The organism is Salibaculum halophilum (genome assembly GCF_002094885.1).
Lineage (GTDB): Bacteria > Pseudomonadota > Alphaproteobacteria > Rhodobacterales > Rhodobacteraceae > Salibaculum > Salibaculum halophilum.
Map to the genome: position 1 here is coordinate 103,329 of NZ_MSIT01000010.1, position 18,248 is coordinate 121,576.

Consider the following 18,248-nt stretch of genomic DNA (forward strand, 5'->3'; position numbering starts at 1 on the left):
TTCGGATGTGGCTGCCATAAAGTGCCACGACCTACCCGCTGATCGCCACCCCGCGGCCTGGCGACCGCGCGGCTCGCGCGCGGGTTCGCAACTGCGCCGGCTCCAGTTGCGAATAATTCGCAAGACCCTTGACTTCTGCGAACGACTTGCAAATAGACGAGGCAGAGCCTCATGACATGGAGACCCCGATGCTGCGCCTTGCCGCCCTGTTGATCCTGTTCGCCCTGCCCGCCCAGGCCGAGCGCCTGAAGGTCGTGACCACCTTCACCGTCATCGCCGACATGGCCCGCAACGTGGCCGGCGAGTCGGCAGACGTCGTCTCGATCACCAAGCCGGGGGCCGAGATCCACAACTATCAGCCCACGCCGCGCGACCTGGTGCGCGCCTCGGACGCGGACCTGCTGTTGTGGAACGGGTTGAACCTGGAGCGTTGGTTCGAGCAGTTCGTCGCCAACCTCGGCGATATCCCCTCGGTCACGGTGTCCGCGGGGATCGACCCCATCGCCATCGGCGAAGGCAGCTACGCCGGCACGCCCAACCCGCATGCCTGGATGGGGCTGGACAACGCGCTGGTCTATATCGACAACATCGCCGCCGCGCTGGCGCAGGCCGACCCGGCGAACGCCGACCGCTATGCCGCCAACGCCGCCGCCTACAAGGCCGAGCTGCGCGCCACGCTCGCCCCGCTGCGCGACGCCATCGCGCAGGTGCCCGAGGGCCGGCGCTGGCTCGTCACCTGCGAGGGGGCGTTCAGCTATCTGGCGCGCGATTTCGGGCTGCGGGAACTCTACCTCTGGCCCATGAACGCCGACCAGGTGGGCACGCCGCAACAGGTCCGCGCGGTGATCGACGGGGTGCGCGCCAACGACATTCCCGTGGTCTTCTGCGAAAGCACGGTCAGCACCCGGCCCGCCGAACAGGTCGCCCGCGAAACCGGCGCGGCCTACGGCGGGGTGCTCTACGTCGACAGCCTGTCCGGCCCGGACGGCCCGGTGCCCAGCTACCTGGACCTGCTGCGCGTCACGGCGGAAACGGTGGTGGAGGGCCTGACCCGATGACGGGGATTTCCGCCCGCGACGTCACCGTCACCTATCGCAACGGCCAGACCGCGCTTTGGGATGCCAGCTTCGAGGTGCCGCGCGGCACGGTCACGGCGCTGGTGGGCGTCAACGGCGCGGGCAAGTCGACCTTGTTCAAGGCGATCATGGGCTTCGTGCCCACCGCGCGGGGCGAGATCAGCCTGCTGGGCCGCCCCGTGCGGCGGGCGCTCAAGGACAACCTTGTCGCCTACGTGCCCCAGGCCGAGGAGGTCGACTGGGCCTTCCCGGTGCTGGTCGAGGACGTGGTGATGATGGGCCGCTTCGGCCACATGGGCTGGATGCGCCGGCCCGGCCCGGCCGATCGCGCGGCGGTCGAGGCGGCGCTGGCCCGCGTGGACATGACCGAGTATCGCCACCGCCAGATCGGCGAGTTGTCGGGCGGCCAGCGCAAGCGCGTGTTCCTGGCCCGGGCGCTGGCGCAGGAGGGGCAGGTGATCCTGCTGGACGAGCCCTTCACCGGCGTGGACGTCAAGACCGAAGGCCAGATCGTCGCCCTTCTGAAAGAGCTGCGCGACGAGGGGCGGGTGATGCTGGTCTCGACCCACAACCTCGGGTCGGTGCCCGAGTTCTGCGACCGGACCATCCTGGTCAAGGGCACCGTGCTGGCGCATGGCTTGACGGATGAGGTCTTCACGCCCGCCAACCTAGAAGCGGCCTTCGGCGGCGTGCTGCGCCGCTTTACCCTGGGCGGGGACGCCCTGCACGATGACGGCGACGACCGGGCGATTTCCATCCTGACCGATGATGAACGCCCCTTCGTGCAATACGGGGAAGAGACCCAGAAGGCCCGCCAGCACCGGGAGCGGCAGGAATGACCCTGCTGCTGGAGCCCTTTTCCTACGGCTACATGACCAACGCGATGTGGGTCTCCGCCCTTGTCGGCGCGGTCTGCGCCTTCCTGTCGGCCTACCTGATGCTCAAGGGCTGGTCGCTGATCGGCGACGCGCTCAGCCACGCGGTGGTGCCCGGCGTGGCCGGGGCCTACATGCTGGGGCTGCCCTTCGCGCTGGGCGCCTTCCTGTCGGGCGGGCTGGCGGCCGGGGCGATGCTGTTCCTGACCGAACGCTCGGGGCTGAAGGTGGACGTGATCATCGGGCTGATCTTCACCAGCTTCTTCGGGCTGGGGCTCTTCATGGTCTCGATCAACCCGGTAGGGATCGACGTCCAGACCATCACCATGGGCAACATCCTGGCCATCACGCCGGGCGACACGCTGCAACTGGGCATCATCGGCGGCGTCTCGATGCTGGTGCTGCTGGCCAGGTGGAAGGACCTGATGGTCGCCTTCTTCGACGAAAATCACGCGCGGTCGGTGGGTCTGAACCCGCAGGCGCTCAAGGCGGTGTTCTTCCTGCTGCTGTCGGCCTCGGTCGTGGCCGCGTTGCAGACGGTCGGGGCCTTCCTGGTGATCGCCCTGGTGGTGACGCCGGGGGCCACGGCCTATCTGCTGACCGACCGGTTCGAACGGCTGCTGATCGTGTCGGTCGGCATCGGGGCGGTGACCAGTTTCCTGGGCGCCTATGCCAGCTATTTCCTGAACGGGGCGACGGGGGGCGTGATCGTCTGCCTGCAGACGGCGCTGTTCCTCGCGGCCTTCCTGCTGGCCCCGAAACACGGGCTGCTGGCCGGCAGGCGCAAAGCCCGCGCGGCGCTGGAGGCGCGGCGATGATCGAGGCGCTACTGCTGCCCTTCCAGTTCGGTTTCATGGTCAATGCCTTCTGGATCGCGGCGATCCTGTCGGTGCCCACGGCGCTGCTGTCTTGCTTTCTTGTGCTCAAGGGCTGGGCGCTGATGGGCGATGCGGTCAGCCACGCGGTGCTGCCGGGGATCGTGCTGGCCTTCATCCTCGGGCTGCCGCTGATCCTCGGCGCCTTCGTGGCAGGCATGTTCACCGCCGTGGCGACCGGTTACCTCGCCGACAACAGCCGGGTGAAGCCGGATACGGTCATGGGCGTTGTCTTCTCGGGCATGTTTGCGGCAGGGATCGTCATGTATGTCGCGATCGACACCAACATGCACCTCGACCACATCCTGTACGGTAACATGCTCGGGGTCGGGGCGGCGGATCTGTGGACCGCCGGCCTGGTCGCACTGGTCGTCGGTGGCGGGTTGCTGCTGCGCTGGAAGGACCTGTTGCTGCATGCCTTCGACCCGGCCCAGGCGAGGGCCGCCGGGTTGCCGGTTGGCTGGCTGCACTACGGCTTGCTGGCCGCCCTGTCGCTGACCATCGTGGCGACGCTCTCGGCGGTGGGGCTGATCCTCGCCATCGGGCTGCTGATCGCGCCCGGGGCGATCGCCTTCCTGCTGGTGCGGGAATTCAGGACCATGCTCTGGGTTTCCGGTCTGGTGTGCCTGGCCGCGATGCTGGGCGGGACCTACGCCAGCTTCTTTCTCGACAGTGCGCCGGCGCCGACGATCATCCTGATCCTGACGGCGCTGTTCCTGCTGGCCTTGGCGCGACGCCTGAACCGGACCCGGCGCGACAGGGCGCGGGGGTAGGCGGCGCGTCGACGCGCCGCCCTGCGCGCCATGCATGGCGCGGCGCGCGCAGGGTTTCACCCTGCGCGCGTCAAGCCGCGTCGACGCGGCTTTCCTCTGGACCTCGGGCCCCGGCTGGGCGACCCTCGGCCCGGACCGGAGGACATCATGAGCACACTTGACGACAGGATCACGCAGGGCCGCGGCGACGCCCCGGCCGATCTGGTGTTGCGCGGGGGCCGCGTCTTTGACCTTGTCACCGGCGCGATGCTGGAGGGCGATGTCGCCATCTGCGGCGACACCATCGTCGGCACCTGCGCCGATTATGAGGGGCGCGAGGTCGTTGACGTCTCCGGCCTGACGCTGGTGCCCGGCTTCATCGACACGCATCTGCACATCGAAAGCAGCCTGGTCACGCCCTTCGAGTTCGACCGGCTGGTGACACCGCTGGGCGTGACCACGGCCATCTGCGACCCGCACGAGATTGCCAACGTGCTGGGCGTGCCGGGCATCCGGTATTTCCTCGATGCGGCCATGGAGACCGTGCTCGACATCCGGGTCAACCTGTCCTCCTGCGTGCCCTCGACCGAGATGGAAACCGCCGGCGCCCGGATCGAGGCCGCGGACCTTGCCCCGCTGATGGACCACCCACAGGTGATCGGCCTGGCCGAGGTCATGAATTATCCCGGCGTGATCCATCGTGACCCTGGGCTCATGGCCAAGCTTTCGGCCTTCGAGGGCCGCCACATGGACGGGCATTGCCCGATGCTCTCGGGGCGCGACCTGAACGCCTATGTCGCTGCCGGCATCCGCACCGAACACGAGGCGACGACCGCCGACGAGGCGCGCGAGAAACTGCAGAAAGGCATGCGCGTGCTGATCCGCGAGGGCTCGGTTTCCAAGGACCTCGAGGCGCTGATCCCGCTTCTGACTGAGCGCACCGCGCCCTACATGTGCCTGTGCACCGACGACCGGAACCCGCTGGATATAGGCGAACACGGGCATCTCGACTACATGATTCGCACCGCCATTGCCCGGGGCGTGCCGCCGCTGGCCGCCTATCGCGCGGCCTCGCTGTCGGCGGCCGAGGCCTTCGGGCTCAAGGGCAGAGGCCTGATCGCGCCGGGCCAGCGGGCAGATATCGTGGCGCTGGGATCATTGGAGGTCTGCGATGCAAGGGCCGTCTGGTGCGGCGGCGTGCCGGTTGGCGAAGCGGCCTTTGCCGCGCGCCGGAGCGTCGCCCCTATCGGGCGCGGCTCGGTCAAGGCGCGCCGCGTCACCGCCAGCGATTTCCGCACAACGGGCAATCGTACGGAAACGGACGTGATCGGCGTGATCGAGGGCAAGATCCTCACCGAGCATCGGCACGAGGACATCCCCATCGAAGACGGCGACAAGCGCCCCGACCCGGCACGCGACCTCGTCAAGATCGCGGTGGTCGAACGCCACGGGATCAATGGCAACATCGCCACGGGGTTCGTCCGCGGTTTCGGGTTGCAGCGCGGGGCCATCGCCTCGACCGTCTGCCACGATCACCACAACATCGCCGTGGTGGGGGCGGATTACGACGACATGGCGCTGGCCGCCAACCGGCTGGCCGACCTCGAAGGCGGCTTCGTCGTGACCGAGGGCGGCGCGGTGCGCGCCGAACTGGCCCTGCCGGTGGCCGGGTTGATGAGCCTTGCGCCGTTCGAGGAGGTCCGCACCCGGCTGGAAGAGCTGCGCGCGGCGGCAAAGGCGCTGGGCGTGGGGCTGGAGGAACCCTTCCTGCAACTGGCCTTCCTCGCGCTGCCGGTGATCCCCGCGCTGAAGATCACCGACCGGGGGCTGGTGGACGTGACCCGGTTCGAGATCATCGGGTAGGGGGTGGCGGATGCCGCAGCCTGTCGGCCGGAAGATGCGGACGGCGAGGAGCACCGATAAACCGTTGCTGCATGCAGCAAGGGTGCCTGATAAGCTTCTAAAGAATTTCCCCCTCGCCCCCATAAGCTTGCCGATGAGGGAGACCTCAAATTGAACGAAAATTTTAAGAACACGAGTCTAGAAACAAAGCTTCAGATGCTCCAATTAGTTTCAGATATCGCCGAAAGGGAATCAGATCGAACATGGAAAAGGTTCGCAATTCTCATTACGATAAATGGGGGTTTGGTTGCCCTTGTTTCCGTTATTTCGCCTGAACTCTCGCAAGTAACTCGGTTAGTGGCTGGTATCTTCGGACTATTGGTTTCTATCGTTTGGTATAAAATAGTACCAATTTCGAAGTATTATGAACAAAGATGGCATGAGGATATGAAATACATCATATCCTCTGATCCGATATTGATCGATGTGATTAAAGCTCGAGATAGCGACACATCCCGAGCAATTCGGCCAACTGCATGGAGCGCTTCAAGTTATGTGCGACTTATGGCAGTTACGATCGGCGCAATTTGGCTCCTTCTTATCGCAACCACCATCTACGAACTGTTAGATAGGACTATGGAAGCTCAGCCAATACTGTCATAAGAGCCGGACGTTTAAAAACCGCTCTTCAAGAAGTAACGTGAAGCGGAAATTCGAGCACCTGAAGCGAAAGCTTCTTTAGTCTCAAGAAGCTGCTACTCGGGCACGGGCGACTTCAACAATTCGGTACATTTACGGCCAGCCCGCCGAGGGCGGTTTCCTTGTATTTCTCGCTCATGTCGGCGCCGGTCTGGCGCATGGTCTCGATGGCCGAGTCCAGCGGCACGAAATGCTGCCCGTCGCCGCGCAGCGACAGCGAGGCGGCCGACACGGCCTTGATCGCGCCCAGCCCGTTGCGCTCGATGCAGGGGACCTGCACCAGCCCGCGCACCGGGTCGCAGGTCATGCCGAGGTGGTGTTCCAGCGCGATCTCGGCGGCGTTCTCGATCTGCGGGGGCGTGCCGCCCAGCACGCCGCACAGCCCGGCGGCGGCCATGGCGCTGGCGCTGCCGACCTCGGCCTGGCAGCCCGCCTCGGCCCCCGAGATCGAGGCGTTGAACTTGACCAGCCCGCCAATGGCCGCAGCGGTCAGCAGGAACTCGGGCACCCGTTCGCGCGTGGCCCCCGGCACATGGTCCAGCCAGTAGCGGATCGTCGCGGGCACCACGCCGGCCGCGCCGTTGGTGGGGGCGGTGACGACCTGCCCGCCGGCGGCGTTCTCCTCGTTCACGGCCATGGCGTAGAGGGAAATCCAGTCGTTGATGACATGCGGCGCGGTCAGGTTGCGGCCGTGTTCGGCCAGCAGCGCCTCGTGGATCGCGCGTGCCCGGCGGCGCACGCGCAGGCCGCCGGGCAGTTCGCCGTCGCCAGCCAGGCCGCGGTCGATGCAGGTGCTCATGACCTCCCAGATGCGGGCCAGGCCGGCGTCGAGGTCGGCGCCGGGCATGCGGCTGAGTTCGTTGCGGCGTTTCATCTGCGCCACGGTCAGGCCGGACTCGGCGGCCATGTCCATCATCTCGGCGGCGGATTTGAAGGGGAAGGGCACCGGCGCACCATCGTCGGTGTCGCGGCCCCGGGCCAGTTCGTCCTCGGTCAGCACGAAGCCGCCGCCGATGGAGTAATACGTCACCTGCGTTACCACGTCGCCCTGGGCGTCGCAGCCCTTGAGGATCATGCCGTTGGCGTGGCCGGGCAGGGGCGGGCCGTAGTCGAACTGCAGATCCGCGTCGGGGTCGAAGGTCAGCGGCCCCAGCCCGTGGGGCGCCACCGTCCCCTCCGCCTTGATGCGGGCCAGTTCGGCCTCGGCGCGGTCGGCGTCGTAGGCGTCGGCGCGGAACCCCGCCAGGCCGAGGATCGTGGCCCGGTCGGTGGCATGGCCCACCCCGGTGAAGGCCAGCGAGCCGTGCAGCGAGGCTTTGAGCCCGGCCACCGAGAAGGGCTGCGCGCGCAGGTGGTCGAGAAAGCGCGCGGCGGCGACCATGGGCCCGATCGTGTGCGACGACGAAGGGCCCACGCCGACCTTGAACATGTCGAAAACGCTCAGGAACATGCTGTCCCCCTTTCGATTGGACCGATGCGCATGGGGCCGAGGATAGGGCCGGACACAGCCCGTTGGGGGCTGTATGCGACACATTGGCACCTGCTGCCGCCGATCTGCCACGCGATCCGCCCCGCGCGCCCCGGTCAAGCCCGACGCGCCCCTCGCCAGACGGCGCGTCGCGGCCTATAAGGGCGCGAGTCACCCCAAGGAGAGGCTGTCATGTCCGATCTGTCGCCCATCGACAAGGCCAAGTTCGTCGCCGCCAAACAGGCGGCCGACTACGTCGAGGACGGGATGCGCGTCGGCCTCGGCACCGGCTCGACCGCCGCCTGGCTGGTCAAGTGCCTTGGTGAAAAGGTCGCCGGCGGCCTGTCGATCCGGGGCGTTCCAACCTCGACCCGCACCGCCGAGCTGGCCCGCGAGGTGGGCATCGAGGTGATGTCGCTCGACGAGGCGAAGTGGCTGGACCTGACGATCGACGGCGCCGACGAATGCGACGGCAACCTCAACCTGATAAAGGGCGGCGGCGGGGCGCTGCTTCAGGAAAAGATCGTCGCCACGGCGAGCGACCGGATGGTCGTGATCGCCGACGCGGCCAAGCAGGTCGAGACGCTGGGCGCCTTCCCGCTGCCGCTGGAGGTGATCCCCTTCGGCTGGCAAACCACCAAGACGCTGGTCGAGGAAACGCTGGTGGGCATGGACGTGCTGGGGCGCAGCACCTCCCTTCGAATGAATGGCGAGGCTCCGTATTACACCGACGAGGGCAACCATATCCTCGATTTGCACCTCAACCGGATCGGCAATGCCCGGCAGTTGAGCCTGGTGCTCAACCAGATCCCGGGCGTTGTGGAAAACGGGCTGTTCATCGACATCTGCGACGTGCTGGTGATCGGGTACGGCGACGGCCGGGTCGAGCAGCGCGACATCAACGCCGGCACCGTCACCGAGGCGCGCCACGAGTTCATCGAGACCGACAACCTGTTCACGGATATCGGCGACTGACCGAAATGTGCGGGCTGCGCCCGCGCAGGTTTGCTGGCACCTGGTGGCGGCCGTGGGATGATATCGGCCGGGCAGTGGACTGCGTGGCGAGGCGTCGGGCGGGAGTTTATCTGCCAAGATGAAGACGTGGCCGCGCACTGGCTATTTGCCGGGTGCTGTGTTTTACGTGCCGCGACGACGGACAAGAGGGTGGCATGAGCGATTTCGACTATGATCTCTTCGTGATCGGCGGCGGCTCGGGCGGCGTGCGGGCCGCCCGCATGGCCGCGCAGACCGGCGCCCGCGTGGCGCTGGCCGAGGAATACCGCCTTGGCGGCACCTGCGTGATCCGCGGCTGCGTGCCCAAGAAGCTGATGGTCTTTGCCAGCGAATACGGCGAGATGGTCAGCGATGCCCGCGCCTATGGCTGGGACATCGCCGATGGCACCTTCGACTGGGGCCGGTTTCGCGGCCAGCTGGACGCCGAGCTGGACCGGCTGGAAGGCGTTTACCGGCGGCTTCTGGAGGGCTCGGAGGTGACTGTTCACGACGGCCGTGCCCGCGTCACGGGGCCGCACGAGGTGCGCGTGGCGGACACCACCTTTTCGGCCAAGCACATCCTGGTGGCCACCGGCGGCCGGCCGGCCCTGCCCGAGATGGAGAATGCCGAGCTGGGGATCACCTCGAACGACATCTTCAAGCTGGACGCGCTGCCCGAGAGCATCCTGATCGTCGGCGGCGGCTACATCGCCTGCGAGTTCGCCTGCATCCTGCACGGGCTGGGCGTCGAGGTGACGCAGTTCTACCGCGGCGCGCAGATCCTGCGCGGCTTCGACGGCGAGGCGCGCGGGCTGATCGCCGAGGAGATGCAGCAGCGCGGGATCGACCTGCACCTTGGCACCAACGTGATCGGCATGATGCCCGAGGGCACGGGCGTGCGGGTCAAGGCCACCAACGGCAGCGAGCGGGTCTACGACAAGGTGATGTTCGCGACCGGCCGCACGCCCAACACCGACGGGCTGGGGCTGGAGGAGGCCGGCGTGGCGCTTGGCCGCCGGGGCGAGGTGGTCGTGGATGACTACTCGCAGACGCGGGTGCCCTCGATCTACGCCATCGGCGATGTGACCGACCGGGTGCAGCTGACTCCGGTGGCGATCCGCGAGGGCATGGCCTTTGCCGACACCGTGTTCCGCGGCCAGCCCACGCCGGTGGATCACGCGCTGATCCCCTCGGCCATCTTCACCCAGCCCGAGATGGGCACCGTCGGCCTGTCCGAGGAGGATGCCCGCGAGGCCGGCCCGATCGAGGTTTACTGCACCTCGTTCAAGCCGATGAACACCGCCTTTGCCGGCCGCCCTGACCGGGTGCTGATGAAACTGGTGGTCTGCGCCGAGACGCGCCGCGTGCTGGGATGCCACATCGTCAGCCCCGGCGCGGGCGAGATGATCCAGCTGGCCGGCATCGCGGTGAAGATGGGCGCCACGAAAGAGGATTTCGACCGCACGGTGGCCGTGCATCCGACCGTTTCCGAGGAACTGGTGACGATGCGCGCGCCCGTGCGGACCGCTTGAAAAGCGGGGGCAGCGGCCCACATGATGACGCAATGAAACGCGCCCCGTGCCGGGGCGATGGCAACAAGGGAAGCTTTAACCGGATGGCTGGAAACAACCAGGGCCCCTGGGGGGGCGGCGGTAGCGGCGGCGGCGGTGACGACCGCGGCCGCAACAACGGCGGTGGTGGCGGCGGGCGCAGACCCGGTCAAGAGCCGCAGATGCCCGAGTTCGACGAGATCGTGAACAAGACCCGCGACCAGCTGCGCGTCCTCATGGGCGGCGGCGGCGGCAAGGGTGGCAAGCCATCCGGCGGCTCGGGCGGCGACGGGCCGCAGATTTCGCGCGGGATGGTCGGGCTGGGGGTCGCCCTGGCCGTGGTGGCCTGGCTGACGGCCAGCTTCTACACCGTCCGCCCCGAGGAGCAGTCGGTCGAGCTTTTCCTGGGCGAGTGCATCGAGCCCTGCATCGGCCAGCCCGGCCTGAACTTCGCCCCCTGGCCGCTGGTGACGGCGCAGGTCGTGCAGGTGACGCGCGAACAGGTCATCGAGATCGGCGAGGACGACGTTCCGACCAACCTGACCTCGGGGCGGAACCTTCAGCGGTCCCTGGATGGCGATACCGGCCTGATGCTGACCGGCGACGAGAACATCGTCGAGATCGCCTTCGAGGTGGTGTGGAACATCACTTCGCCGGACCGCTACCTGTTCAATCTGCAGGATCCGCCCGAGACCATCGCGGCGGTGGCCGAATCCTCGATGCGCGAGATCATCGCGCAGTCGCAACTGGCCAACATCAACCGCGAACGCGCCGTGCTGCGGGACCGTCTGCAAGAGGCCGTGCAGTCGACGCTGGACAGCTACAACAGTGGCGTGAACATCATCCGCATCAACCTCGACCAGGCCGACCCGCCGGCGACGCAGGTCGACGTCATCAACGTGGACGGCGAAACGGTGGAAACCTCGCCGCTGGCCGCCTATCGCGACGTGCAGGACGCGGAACAGGAACGCATCCAGCTGCAGAACCAGGCCGATGCCTATGCCAACCGCGTCACCGCCGAGGCGCGCGGTGAAGCGGCGCAGATCGTCGAGAACGCCGAAGGCTACCGCGCCCGGGTCGTCAACGAGGCCCAGGGTGAGGCGTCTCGCTTCGTCAGCGTGCTGGAGGAATACCAGAACGCCCCCGACGTGACCCGCGAACGTCTTTACCTGGAAATGGTCGAGGAGGTCTTCGGCCGCTCCGACATGATCCTGCTGGATGACAACGGCCAGGGCGACGGCGGTGTCGTGCCCTATCTGCCGCTCGACCAGCTGCGTCGCCAACCCACCGACCAGACCACCGGAGGGTCGAACTGATGCGCACCAAGCTTCTCTATCTTCTGCCGATCCTGCTGATCGTCCTCGTCGGCATCCTCAGCTCGATCTTCATTGTGGACGAGCGTGAAAAGGCCCTCGTGCTGCGCTTCGGCCGCGTCGTTCAGGTCAAGACCGAACCCGGTCTTGGCTTCCGGCTGCCGTTCCTCGACCAGGTGGTCAGCTACGACGACCGGATCATCTCGATCGACATGGCCCAGCAGGAGGTCATCCCCGCTGACGACCGCCGTCTGATCGTGGATGCCTTCGCCCGCTATCGTATCGAAAGCGTGGAGCAGTTCCGCGAGGCGACGGGCGCGGGCGGCGACCAGGCGATCGCAGTGGCCGACAGCCGGCTGGAGCAGATCCTGCGGGCCACGACCCGCGAGGTCCTCGGGTCGGTCCGCTCGGACGAGATCCTCTCGGCCGATCGTGAGGCGTTGATGGAGCGTATTCGTTCGGGCGCTGTCGATGACGCCAATGAGTTGGGCCTGACGGTCGTCGACGTGCGGCTCAAGCGCACCGACCTGCCGACCGAGAACCTGGCCGAGACCTTCCGCCGCATGGTGTCGGAACGCGAACGCGAGGCCGAGGACGAACGCGCCCGGGGCCGTGAGGCCGCCCAGCGTATCCGCGCCCAGGCCGACCGGACCGTGGTCGAGCTTGTCTCGGACGCCGAACGCGAGGCGCGGATCATCCAGGGTGAGGCCGATGCGCGCCGCAACAACATCTTCGCCGAGGCCTTCAACCAGGATCAGGAATTCTTCGAGTTCTACCGCTCGCTCGAGGCCTACCGGGAAGCCATGAAGGAGGACAACACGCGGCTGGTGCTCAGCCCCGATCACGAGTTCTTCGACTACCTGCGCTCGCCCAGCGGTGCCCCCGCGGCATCCCAGCAGTAGGCACGGCGAAAGACATCGAAAAAAGGGGCGGCCGCGGTCGCCCCTTTTTGCATGCCGGCGGAGGTGCCGGCTCTCACAAAGACATGACCGGCCCGTGTTTGGCGTTGCGCTGTCTCGGCCACGGCCTACATTTTTTTCGGAACCTGGCCGGGACACGGCCGAGTTATGCCAACAGGAAAAGGAGACGTCGACGTGAAGACCTCCAGAGCAATCGCAGTCGCGCGGACCGACGCGCGGTCGGACACCGGCACCCTCAAGGCAGCGCTGCTGGCGCTCCTCGTGGGCGCGGCCATGGTGCTGTCACAGGTCAGCCCGCTGGCGGCACAGGACCGCCCCGACACCTTCGCCGACCTGGCCGAGCAGGTCAGCCCGGCGGTGGTCAACATCACCACGGCCACCACGGTCGCGGGCAACACCGGGCCGCAGGGCATCGTGCCCGAAGGCTCGCCCTTCGAGGATTTCTTCGAGGAATTCAACGAGGGCCAGCCGCGCCGGTCCTCGGCGCTGGGCTCGGGCTTCGTGATCTCCGAGGATGGCTTCATCGTGACAAACAATCACGTCATCGAGAACGCCGACGAGATCATGATCGAGTTCTACCCCGGCGGCGAGGAAATGCTACAGGCCGATCTGGTGGGCACCGATCCCAACACCGACATCGCCCTGCTGAAGGTCGACGCGGACCGCCCGCTGCCCTTCGTGGAGTTCGGTGACAGCGACGGCGAGACGGCCGAAGTTGGCGATTGGGTCATGGCCATGGGCAACCCGCTGGGCCAGGGCTTCTCGGTCAGCGCCGGGATCGTTTCGGCGCGCAACCGCGAACTGGCCGGCACCTATGACGACTACATCCAGACCGACGCGGCCATCAACCGCGGCAACTCGGGCGGGCCGCTGTTCGACATGAACGGCGACGTCATCGGCGTGAACACGGCGATCCTGTCGCCCAACGGCGGCTCCATCGGGATCGGTTTCGCCATGTCCTCGGCCGTGGTTACCAATGTCGTCGACCAGCTCAAGGAATACGGTGAGACCCGCCGCGGCTGGCTGGGCGTCCGCATCCAGGACGTCACGCCGGACATGATGGGCGCCATCGACGGGCTGGACGAGCCGCAGGGCGCGATGGTCACCGACGTGCCCGAGGGGCCGGCGCGCACTGCCGGGGTTGAACCGGGCGACATCATCCTGACCTTCGACGGCGTCGACGTCACCGACACCCGCGAGCTGGTCAGCGTCGTGGGCAACAGCCCCGTTGGAAAGAACGTGGCCGTCGAGGTGCTGCGTGACGGTGACATGCGCGAGCTGACGGTCAAGCTGGGCCGCCGCGAGACCGCGCAGGCCGCTGCCTTCCCACAGGATGAAGAGGCCGAGCCGACCGAACCCGCCACGACCTCGATGCTGGGCATGGCGCTGTCCGAGATCACCGAGGACATGGCCGGCGAGCTGGGCGTCGCCGCGGGCGAGGGTCTCGTCATCATGGAGATCGACCCCGAGAGCGAGGCCGCGGCCAAGGGCCTGCGCGCCGGCGACGTTATCACCGAGGCCAACCAGTCCGGCGTGACATCGGTCGAGGAGTTCGAGACCCGCGTCGACGAGGCACGCGAGGCCGGGCGCAACTCGATGCTGATGCTGATCCGCCGCGGTGGCGAGCCGCGTTTCGTCGCCCTGTCGCTGACCTGATCACCGCCGGGCCGGCATGGCGGTATAAGGGGGCGCTCGGTGGGGCGCCCCCTTTTGAGTCGGACATGCGCTCTATTACTCTGCGGCTTCGCGCGGCACGGCCACCAGCCCGAGGTCCCGCGCGCTGCGCAGGCTCAGCGTCGCCGTGTCCACGTCGCCCCGGTCGCGCTGGTAGCGCTGGATCGCCCGCCCGGTGCGGGTATCCAGCGCTCCGGTGACCGGCCCCCGGTAATAGCCCCGCGCCTTGAGCGCCCGCTGCACCGAGGCGATGAAGGCCGGGATCATGACCTCGGGGCAGGGGGTGGCGAATTCGACCGCCCGGCGCTCGCGGACGATCCGCTGGCGGGTGACCGTGCGGTAGACCGCCGGCTCGCGCAGAGTGCCGTCACTGTCCAGCGCCGGTGGCTGGATCATGACCTGGTCGGTCACCGTCTCGAAGGCCGCCGGCGTGGTCACGCGCGCCAGGCAGGCATCCCGCTCCGGGGCGATCACCGGCGGGGCGGCCAGCGGCCCCGGCGCATCGTCCTCGGGGGCGAGGCAGGCCGACAGGCCCAGACAGAGCAGGGCTGTCACAAAAGAAGGTAGTCTGAGGATCATCCAGGGCTCGTTTCGGCGGGGCGCAGCCCCCGTGCGCGGCCACACTAGGGGGCCGTGCCGCCTGCGCCAAGCAGGCCGGCTGCCGGCGGTACGACAGACCCTGAGAGGTGTCGTTTCCGCGTCACTTTTCGCGGCGATTGGGCTGGCGAAGCCCCGGCACAACCCCTAGATTTCCGGCGACGCAGCACAAGCAAAGGGCAAGGCATGGCAAAGATCACCTACATCGAGCACGGCGGCAAGGAACATGTCGTCGACGTGGCCAACGGGCTGACCGTGATGGAAGGCGCGCGCGACAACGGCATCCCGGGGATCGAGGCCGATTGCGGTGGCGCCTGCGCCTGTTCCACCTGCCACGTCTACGTCTCGCCCGACTGGGTCGAGTCCCTGCCGGCGAAGGACCCGATGGAAGAAGACATGCTCGATTTCGCCCATGAGCCCGACCTCGAGCGCTCGCGCCTGACCTGCCAGCTCAAGGTCAGCGATGCGCTTGACGGGCTGGTGGTGCAGATGCCGGAAAAGCAGATTTGATCCGGGCGGCGCTGACGGTGGCCCTGATGGCGGGACCGGCCGGCGCCGAAATCACCGGTGCGCGCTACGTAGAGCCAACCTCGGCCTACGGGCATGGCGCCGTCGCGGGCGGTGAATACGCGCGCCTTATCATCGAGACGGCGCAGGGCAGCCACGGTGTCGCCTGGGAAAACGCGGTGGTCGAGGATACCGCCCCGCGGCTGGCCGACCTGGACGGCGACGGCACGCCCGAGGTTGTCGCGGTCGTCAGCGGGTTTCAGAGCGGCGCGCGGGTCCAGGTGGTCGATCTGGTGAACGGCCGGCCGGCCGCCGTGGCGGCGACGGTCCCCATCGGCCGGCGTCACCGCTGGCTGGCCATCGCCGGGATCGCCGATCTGGACAGCGACGGCCGCGTCGAGGTGGCCTATGTCGACCGCCCGCACCTGGCCCGGATGCTGCGCGTCGTCGAAGTCCACCGCACCGGCGAAGTCTGGCAGATCACCGAGGAGGCCGCCGCGCCGGGCCACACCAACCATCGCTACGGCGCTGCGGAGATCGAGGGCGGTGTCTTCGACTGCGGCGCGGGCCCCGAGATCATCACCGCCGATGCTGACTGGGCCCGCGTGCAGGTCACCCGGCTGGCAGACGGGGCGCTGACGACCCGCGACCTGGGGGCCTATACCGGCCCCGAAAGCCTGCGCTGCCACTAGGTCTTTTGCGGTTCATCTTCGGGGCCGTCCGGGGGCGCCCGGCCCCCGGCGCGCGCGCGCATCCGCTCGGCCTGGTCGAGCGCCTCGGCCAGGCGGGTTTCGAGTTCGCGATCGGCGCCGCGGGCCCGTTCGACGTAGGCGGCATTCTGGGAAATCGGCACCTCCGGGTCCCAGAGCCGCGACAGGTCGCGCAATAGCCTTCGGTCATGGCGCGAGAAGGTTATCTCGGCCTCGGCGGCCTCGTGATCCGTCAGGCCGAGAGTTTCCAGCACGTAACGCCCGGCCCGCAGCGAACTGTCAAAAAGCTCGCGCACGACTTCGTCGGCTCCGGCCGCGTAAAGCTCGTAGACATGCACCCGGTCGCGGGCGCGGGCGACGATGTGAATGTCGGGCCTGTGGCGCCGCGCGTAGGACACGAGCTGCACCGAGGCCACCTTGTCATCCAGCGCCACGACGAGGACCCTCGCCGCGTCCAGCCCCGCCGAGTGCAGGATGTCGGGCCGGGTCGGGTCGCCGAAGAAGCCCTTGAAGCCGAACTGCCGCATGGTCTGCACCGTCGACAGGTTCCCGTCCAGCACGACGGTGGAATAGCCCACGCTCTGGATCAGGCGGTTGACCACCTGCCCGAAGCGGCCGATCCCGGCGATGATGACCTGCCCGGTCTCGTCGATCTCGTCGGCCTCGGGGGCGGCGGCATGATCGCGCGTGGCGGGGCGCCGCGCCATGGCCTCGTAGAGGATGAACAACAACGGGGTGGCCAGCATCGACAGCGCCACCACCAGCAGCAACTCGGCCCCCAGCGACTGGCCGAGCACACCCTGTTGCAGCGAGAACGACAACAGCACGAAGCCGAACTCCCCGGCCTGGGCCAGCCCCAGCGTGAACAGCCAGCGGTCGCGCCCGCGCAGCCCGAAGGCCAGCGCCAGCAAGAAAAGCACCAGCAGCTTGATCGCGATCACCGCCGCCGTCAGCCCGAGGATGCGCAGCGGCGCGCCCGCCAGCGTGGCAAAGTCGATGCCCGCGCCGACGGTGATGAAAAAGAGCCCCAGAAGCAGCCCCTTGAAGGGCTCCAGGTCGCTTTCCAGCTCGTGTCGGAATTCCGAATTGGCCAGCACCACGCCCGCAAGGAAGGTGCCCAGCGCCGCCGAAAGGCCCACCAGCCCCATGAGCGTGGCGATGGAGACGACGATGAGCAGGGCCAGCGCCGTGTACATCTCGCGCAGGCGCGCCTGGTGGATGTAGCGGAACATCGGCCGCGTCAGGTAGATGCCCGCCAGGATCACCGCGGCCACCGCGGCGATGGTCACCAGCGTCACGCCCCAGGCCGGCAATCCCTCGACGAGGGACATGGACCCGCCGTGCGGGTCGGACGCGCCCTCGGCCGTGCGGTCCAGCGATCCGTCCGGCGCCACGGTCACCGGCTGACGGATCGCCAGCAGGGGCAGCGCGGCCAGCATCGGGATCACCGCGATATCCTGGGTCAGCAGCACCGAGAAGGTCGCGCGGCCGCCGGAGGTCTGCATCAGGCGCTTCTCGGTCAGGGTCTGCAGCACGATGGCGGTCGAGGACAGCGCGAAGATCAGCCCAACGGCCAGCGCCGTCTGCCAGGCCAGCCCGGTCAGCCAGAACAGCCCCGTCAGCAAGGCGGTGGTAAGCACGATCTGCAGCCCGCCCATGCCGATCAGCCTGTCGCGCATCGCCCAGAGCGCGCGCGGCTCCAGCTCCAGCCCGATAAGGAACAACATCATGACGACGCCGAATTCGGCGATGTGCTGCAGCTCGCGCGCCTCGGCCCCGAGGATCGGGGCCACGGCGATCCCTGCCAGCAGGTAGCCCAGCACCGACCCCAGCCCCAGCCGCGCGGCCAGCGGCACCGCCAGAACGGCCGCACCCAGAAGGATCGTGGCGAGAAACAGGGTTTCGAGCATGTGGCGAGCCTTTACCGGCCGGGCCGGATTTGCAAGCGATCAGCCACCGACCTCGAGCGTGATCCGCCGGCCGCGCTTGGCATAGATCAGCGACCCCGTCCCGATGGCCCGGACGCGCCCGCCGTCGAGACGGTCACCGACCGTGACGCGGGTATAGCGCCCGTTCGACAGCCGCACGAGCGCCCGCCGGTCACTGTTCGAGCCGTAGACCCCGATCAGGTTTATCCGGCGCAGGTTGATGGCCCCCTCATCGGTCGCCGCGCGGGCCACGCGGGCACTGGTCGGCCCGCTCGGGCTTGCCGGTTGGGCGACCGCCGGGGCGGGCTGGGCGCTGGCCACGATGCGCTCGAAATCGCCGGGGCGCAGGCCGGGGCGCAGGCTCGCCCGCGGGGCCTGGTCCGTGGCATCGGCAAAGGGGTCCGGCCGGGCCGCGGCCTGCCGGACGGCGGCGGCAATATCGGCGTCCAGGGCGAGGCTGGCCTCGTCC

Annotated in this window: 16 protein-coding genes and 1 pseudogene; 13 read left to right on the forward strand and 4 right to left on the reverse strand. The window is 67.9% G+C overall.

Annotated features, from left to right (window positions below; translation table 11 throughout):
* Positions 1-176 precede the first annotated feature (176 nt).
* From BU124_RS08850 to BU124_RS15205, 6 genes are all read left to right on the forward strand, one after another.
* Complete coding sequence (locus tag BU124_RS08850) at positions 177-1,058, forward strand: metal ABC transporter substrate-binding protein (RefSeq protein WP_084862810.1); 882 nt, start codon at positions 177-179, stop codon at positions 1,056-1,058.
* The gene (locus tag BU124_RS08855) at positions 1,055-1,915 is read left to right on the forward strand and encodes a manganese/iron ABC transporter ATP-binding protein (protein WP_084862812.1); all 861 of its coding nucleotides are present in this window, start codon (positions 1,055-1,057) and stop codon (positions 1,913-1,915) included. Before BU124_RS08850 ends, BU124_RS08855 begins: the two co-directional genes overlap by 4 nt.
* Positions 1,912-2,769, forward strand: a complete 858-nt coding sequence (locus BU124_RS08860) for a metal ABC transporter permease (protein ID WP_084862814.1) — start codon at positions 1,912-1,914, stop codon at positions 2,767-2,769. Before BU124_RS08855 ends, BU124_RS08860 begins: the two co-directional genes overlap by 4 nt.
* A complete protein-coding gene (locus BU124_RS08865) occupies positions 2,766-3,599 on the forward strand; it encodes a metal ABC transporter permease (RefSeq protein ID WP_084862816.1) in 834 nt (277 codons plus the stop codon). The genes BU124_RS08860 and BU124_RS08865 overlap by 4 nt, the downstream gene beginning before the upstream one ends.
* Before the next feature lie 147 nt (positions 3,600-3,746).
* The gene (gene ade, locus BU124_RS08870) at positions 3,747-5,441 is read left to right on the forward strand and encodes an adenine deaminase (RefSeq protein ID WP_084862818.1); all 1,695 of its coding nucleotides are present in this window, start codon (positions 3,747-3,749) and stop codon (positions 5,439-5,441) included.
* Positions 5,442-5,636: 195 nt separating this feature from the next.
* Positions 5,637-6,083 (forward strand): RipA family octameric membrane protein, encoded by a 447-nt coding sequence (locus BU124_RS15205; RefSeq protein ID WP_483880236.1) that lies wholly within the window; start codon positions 5,637-5,639, stop codon positions 6,081-6,083.
* A 112-nt stretch (positions 6,084-6,195) separates the two neighbouring features.
* On the opposite strand, the gene BU124_RS08875 is transcribed toward BU124_RS15205, so the two are convergent.
* Entirely contained in the window at positions 6,196-7,569 is a 1,374-nt protein-coding gene (locus BU124_RS08875) for an L-serine ammonia-lyase (protein ID WP_084862820.1), read from the reverse strand.
* A gap of 210 nt (positions 7,570-7,779) precedes the next feature.
* Here BU124_RS08875 and rpiA point away from each other — a divergent pair, with 210 nt between their 5' ends.
* The 5 genes from rpiA to BU124_RS08900 all read left to right on the forward strand — a co-directional run bounded on the left by rpiA (position 7,780) and on the right by BU124_RS08900 (position 14,019).
* Positions 7,780-8,562, forward strand: coding sequence for a ribose-5-phosphate isomerase RpiA (rpiA, locus tag BU124_RS08880; RefSeq protein ID WP_084862822.1), 783 nt, complete (start codon positions 7,780-7,782; stop codon positions 8,560-8,562).
* Positions 8,563-8,756: 194 nt separating this feature from the next.
* Positions 8,757-10,112: a glutathione-disulfide reductase gene (gene gor, locus BU124_RS08885; protein ID WP_084862824.1), complete on the forward strand. Its 1,356-nt coding sequence runs from the start codon at positions 8,757-8,759 to the stop codon at positions 10,110-10,112.
* Positions 10,113-10,195: 83 nt separating this feature from the next.
* Entirely contained in the window at positions 10,196-11,446 is a 1,251-nt protein-coding gene (hflK, locus tag BU124_RS08890) for an FtsH protease activity modulator HflK (protein ID WP_084862854.1), read from the forward strand.
* The gene (gene hflC / locus BU124_RS08895; protein ID WP_084862826.1) at positions 11,446-12,345 is read left to right on the forward strand and encodes a protease modulator HflC; all 900 of its coding nucleotides are present in this window, start codon (positions 11,446-11,448) and stop codon (positions 12,343-12,345) included. The genes hflK and hflC overlap by 1 nt, the downstream gene beginning before the upstream one ends.
* 165 nt (positions 12,346-12,510) lie before the next feature.
* A complete protein-coding gene (locus BU124_RS08900) occupies positions 12,511-14,019 on the forward strand; it encodes a Do family serine endopeptidase (protein WP_084862828.1) in 1,509 nt (502 codons plus the stop codon).
* Positions 14,020-14,094: 75 nt separating this feature from the next.
* On the opposite strand, the gene BU124_RS08905 is transcribed toward BU124_RS08900, so the two are convergent.
* Entirely contained in the window at positions 14,095-14,616 is a 522-nt protein-coding gene (locus BU124_RS08905) for a peptidoglycan-binding domain-containing protein (RefSeq protein ID WP_084862830.1), read from the reverse strand.
* A 204-nt stretch (positions 14,617-14,820) separates the two neighbouring features.
* On the opposite strand from BU124_RS08905, the gene BU124_RS08910 reads away from it, so the two are divergent.
* Complete coding sequence (locus tag BU124_RS08910; protein WP_084862831.1) at positions 14,821-15,144, forward strand: 2Fe-2S iron-sulfur cluster-binding protein; 324 nt, start codon at positions 14,821-14,823, stop codon at positions 15,142-15,144.
* A gap of 26 nt (positions 15,145-15,170) precedes the next feature.
* Entirely contained in the window at positions 15,171-15,833 is a 663-nt protein-coding gene (locus BU124_RS08915) for an FG-GAP repeat domain-containing protein (protein ID WP_084862856.1), read from the forward strand.
* Here the strand turns inward: BU124_RS08915 and BU124_RS08920 are convergent.
* Both BU124_RS08920 and BU124_RS14775 read right to left on the reverse strand, forming a co-directional pair.
* On the reverse strand, positions 15,830-17,761 hold the full coding sequence (locus tag BU124_RS08920; RefSeq protein WP_084862833.1) for a cation:proton antiporter domain-containing protein: 1,932 nt from the start codon (positions 17,759-17,761) through the stop codon (positions 15,830-15,832). The two genes, BU124_RS08915 and BU124_RS08920, sit on opposite strands and share 4 nt — an antisense overlap.
* A gap of 39 nt (positions 17,762-17,800) precedes the next feature.
* Positions 17,801-18,248: pseudogene (locus tag BU124_RS14775) on the reverse strand (hypothetical protein); the annotation flags it as partial.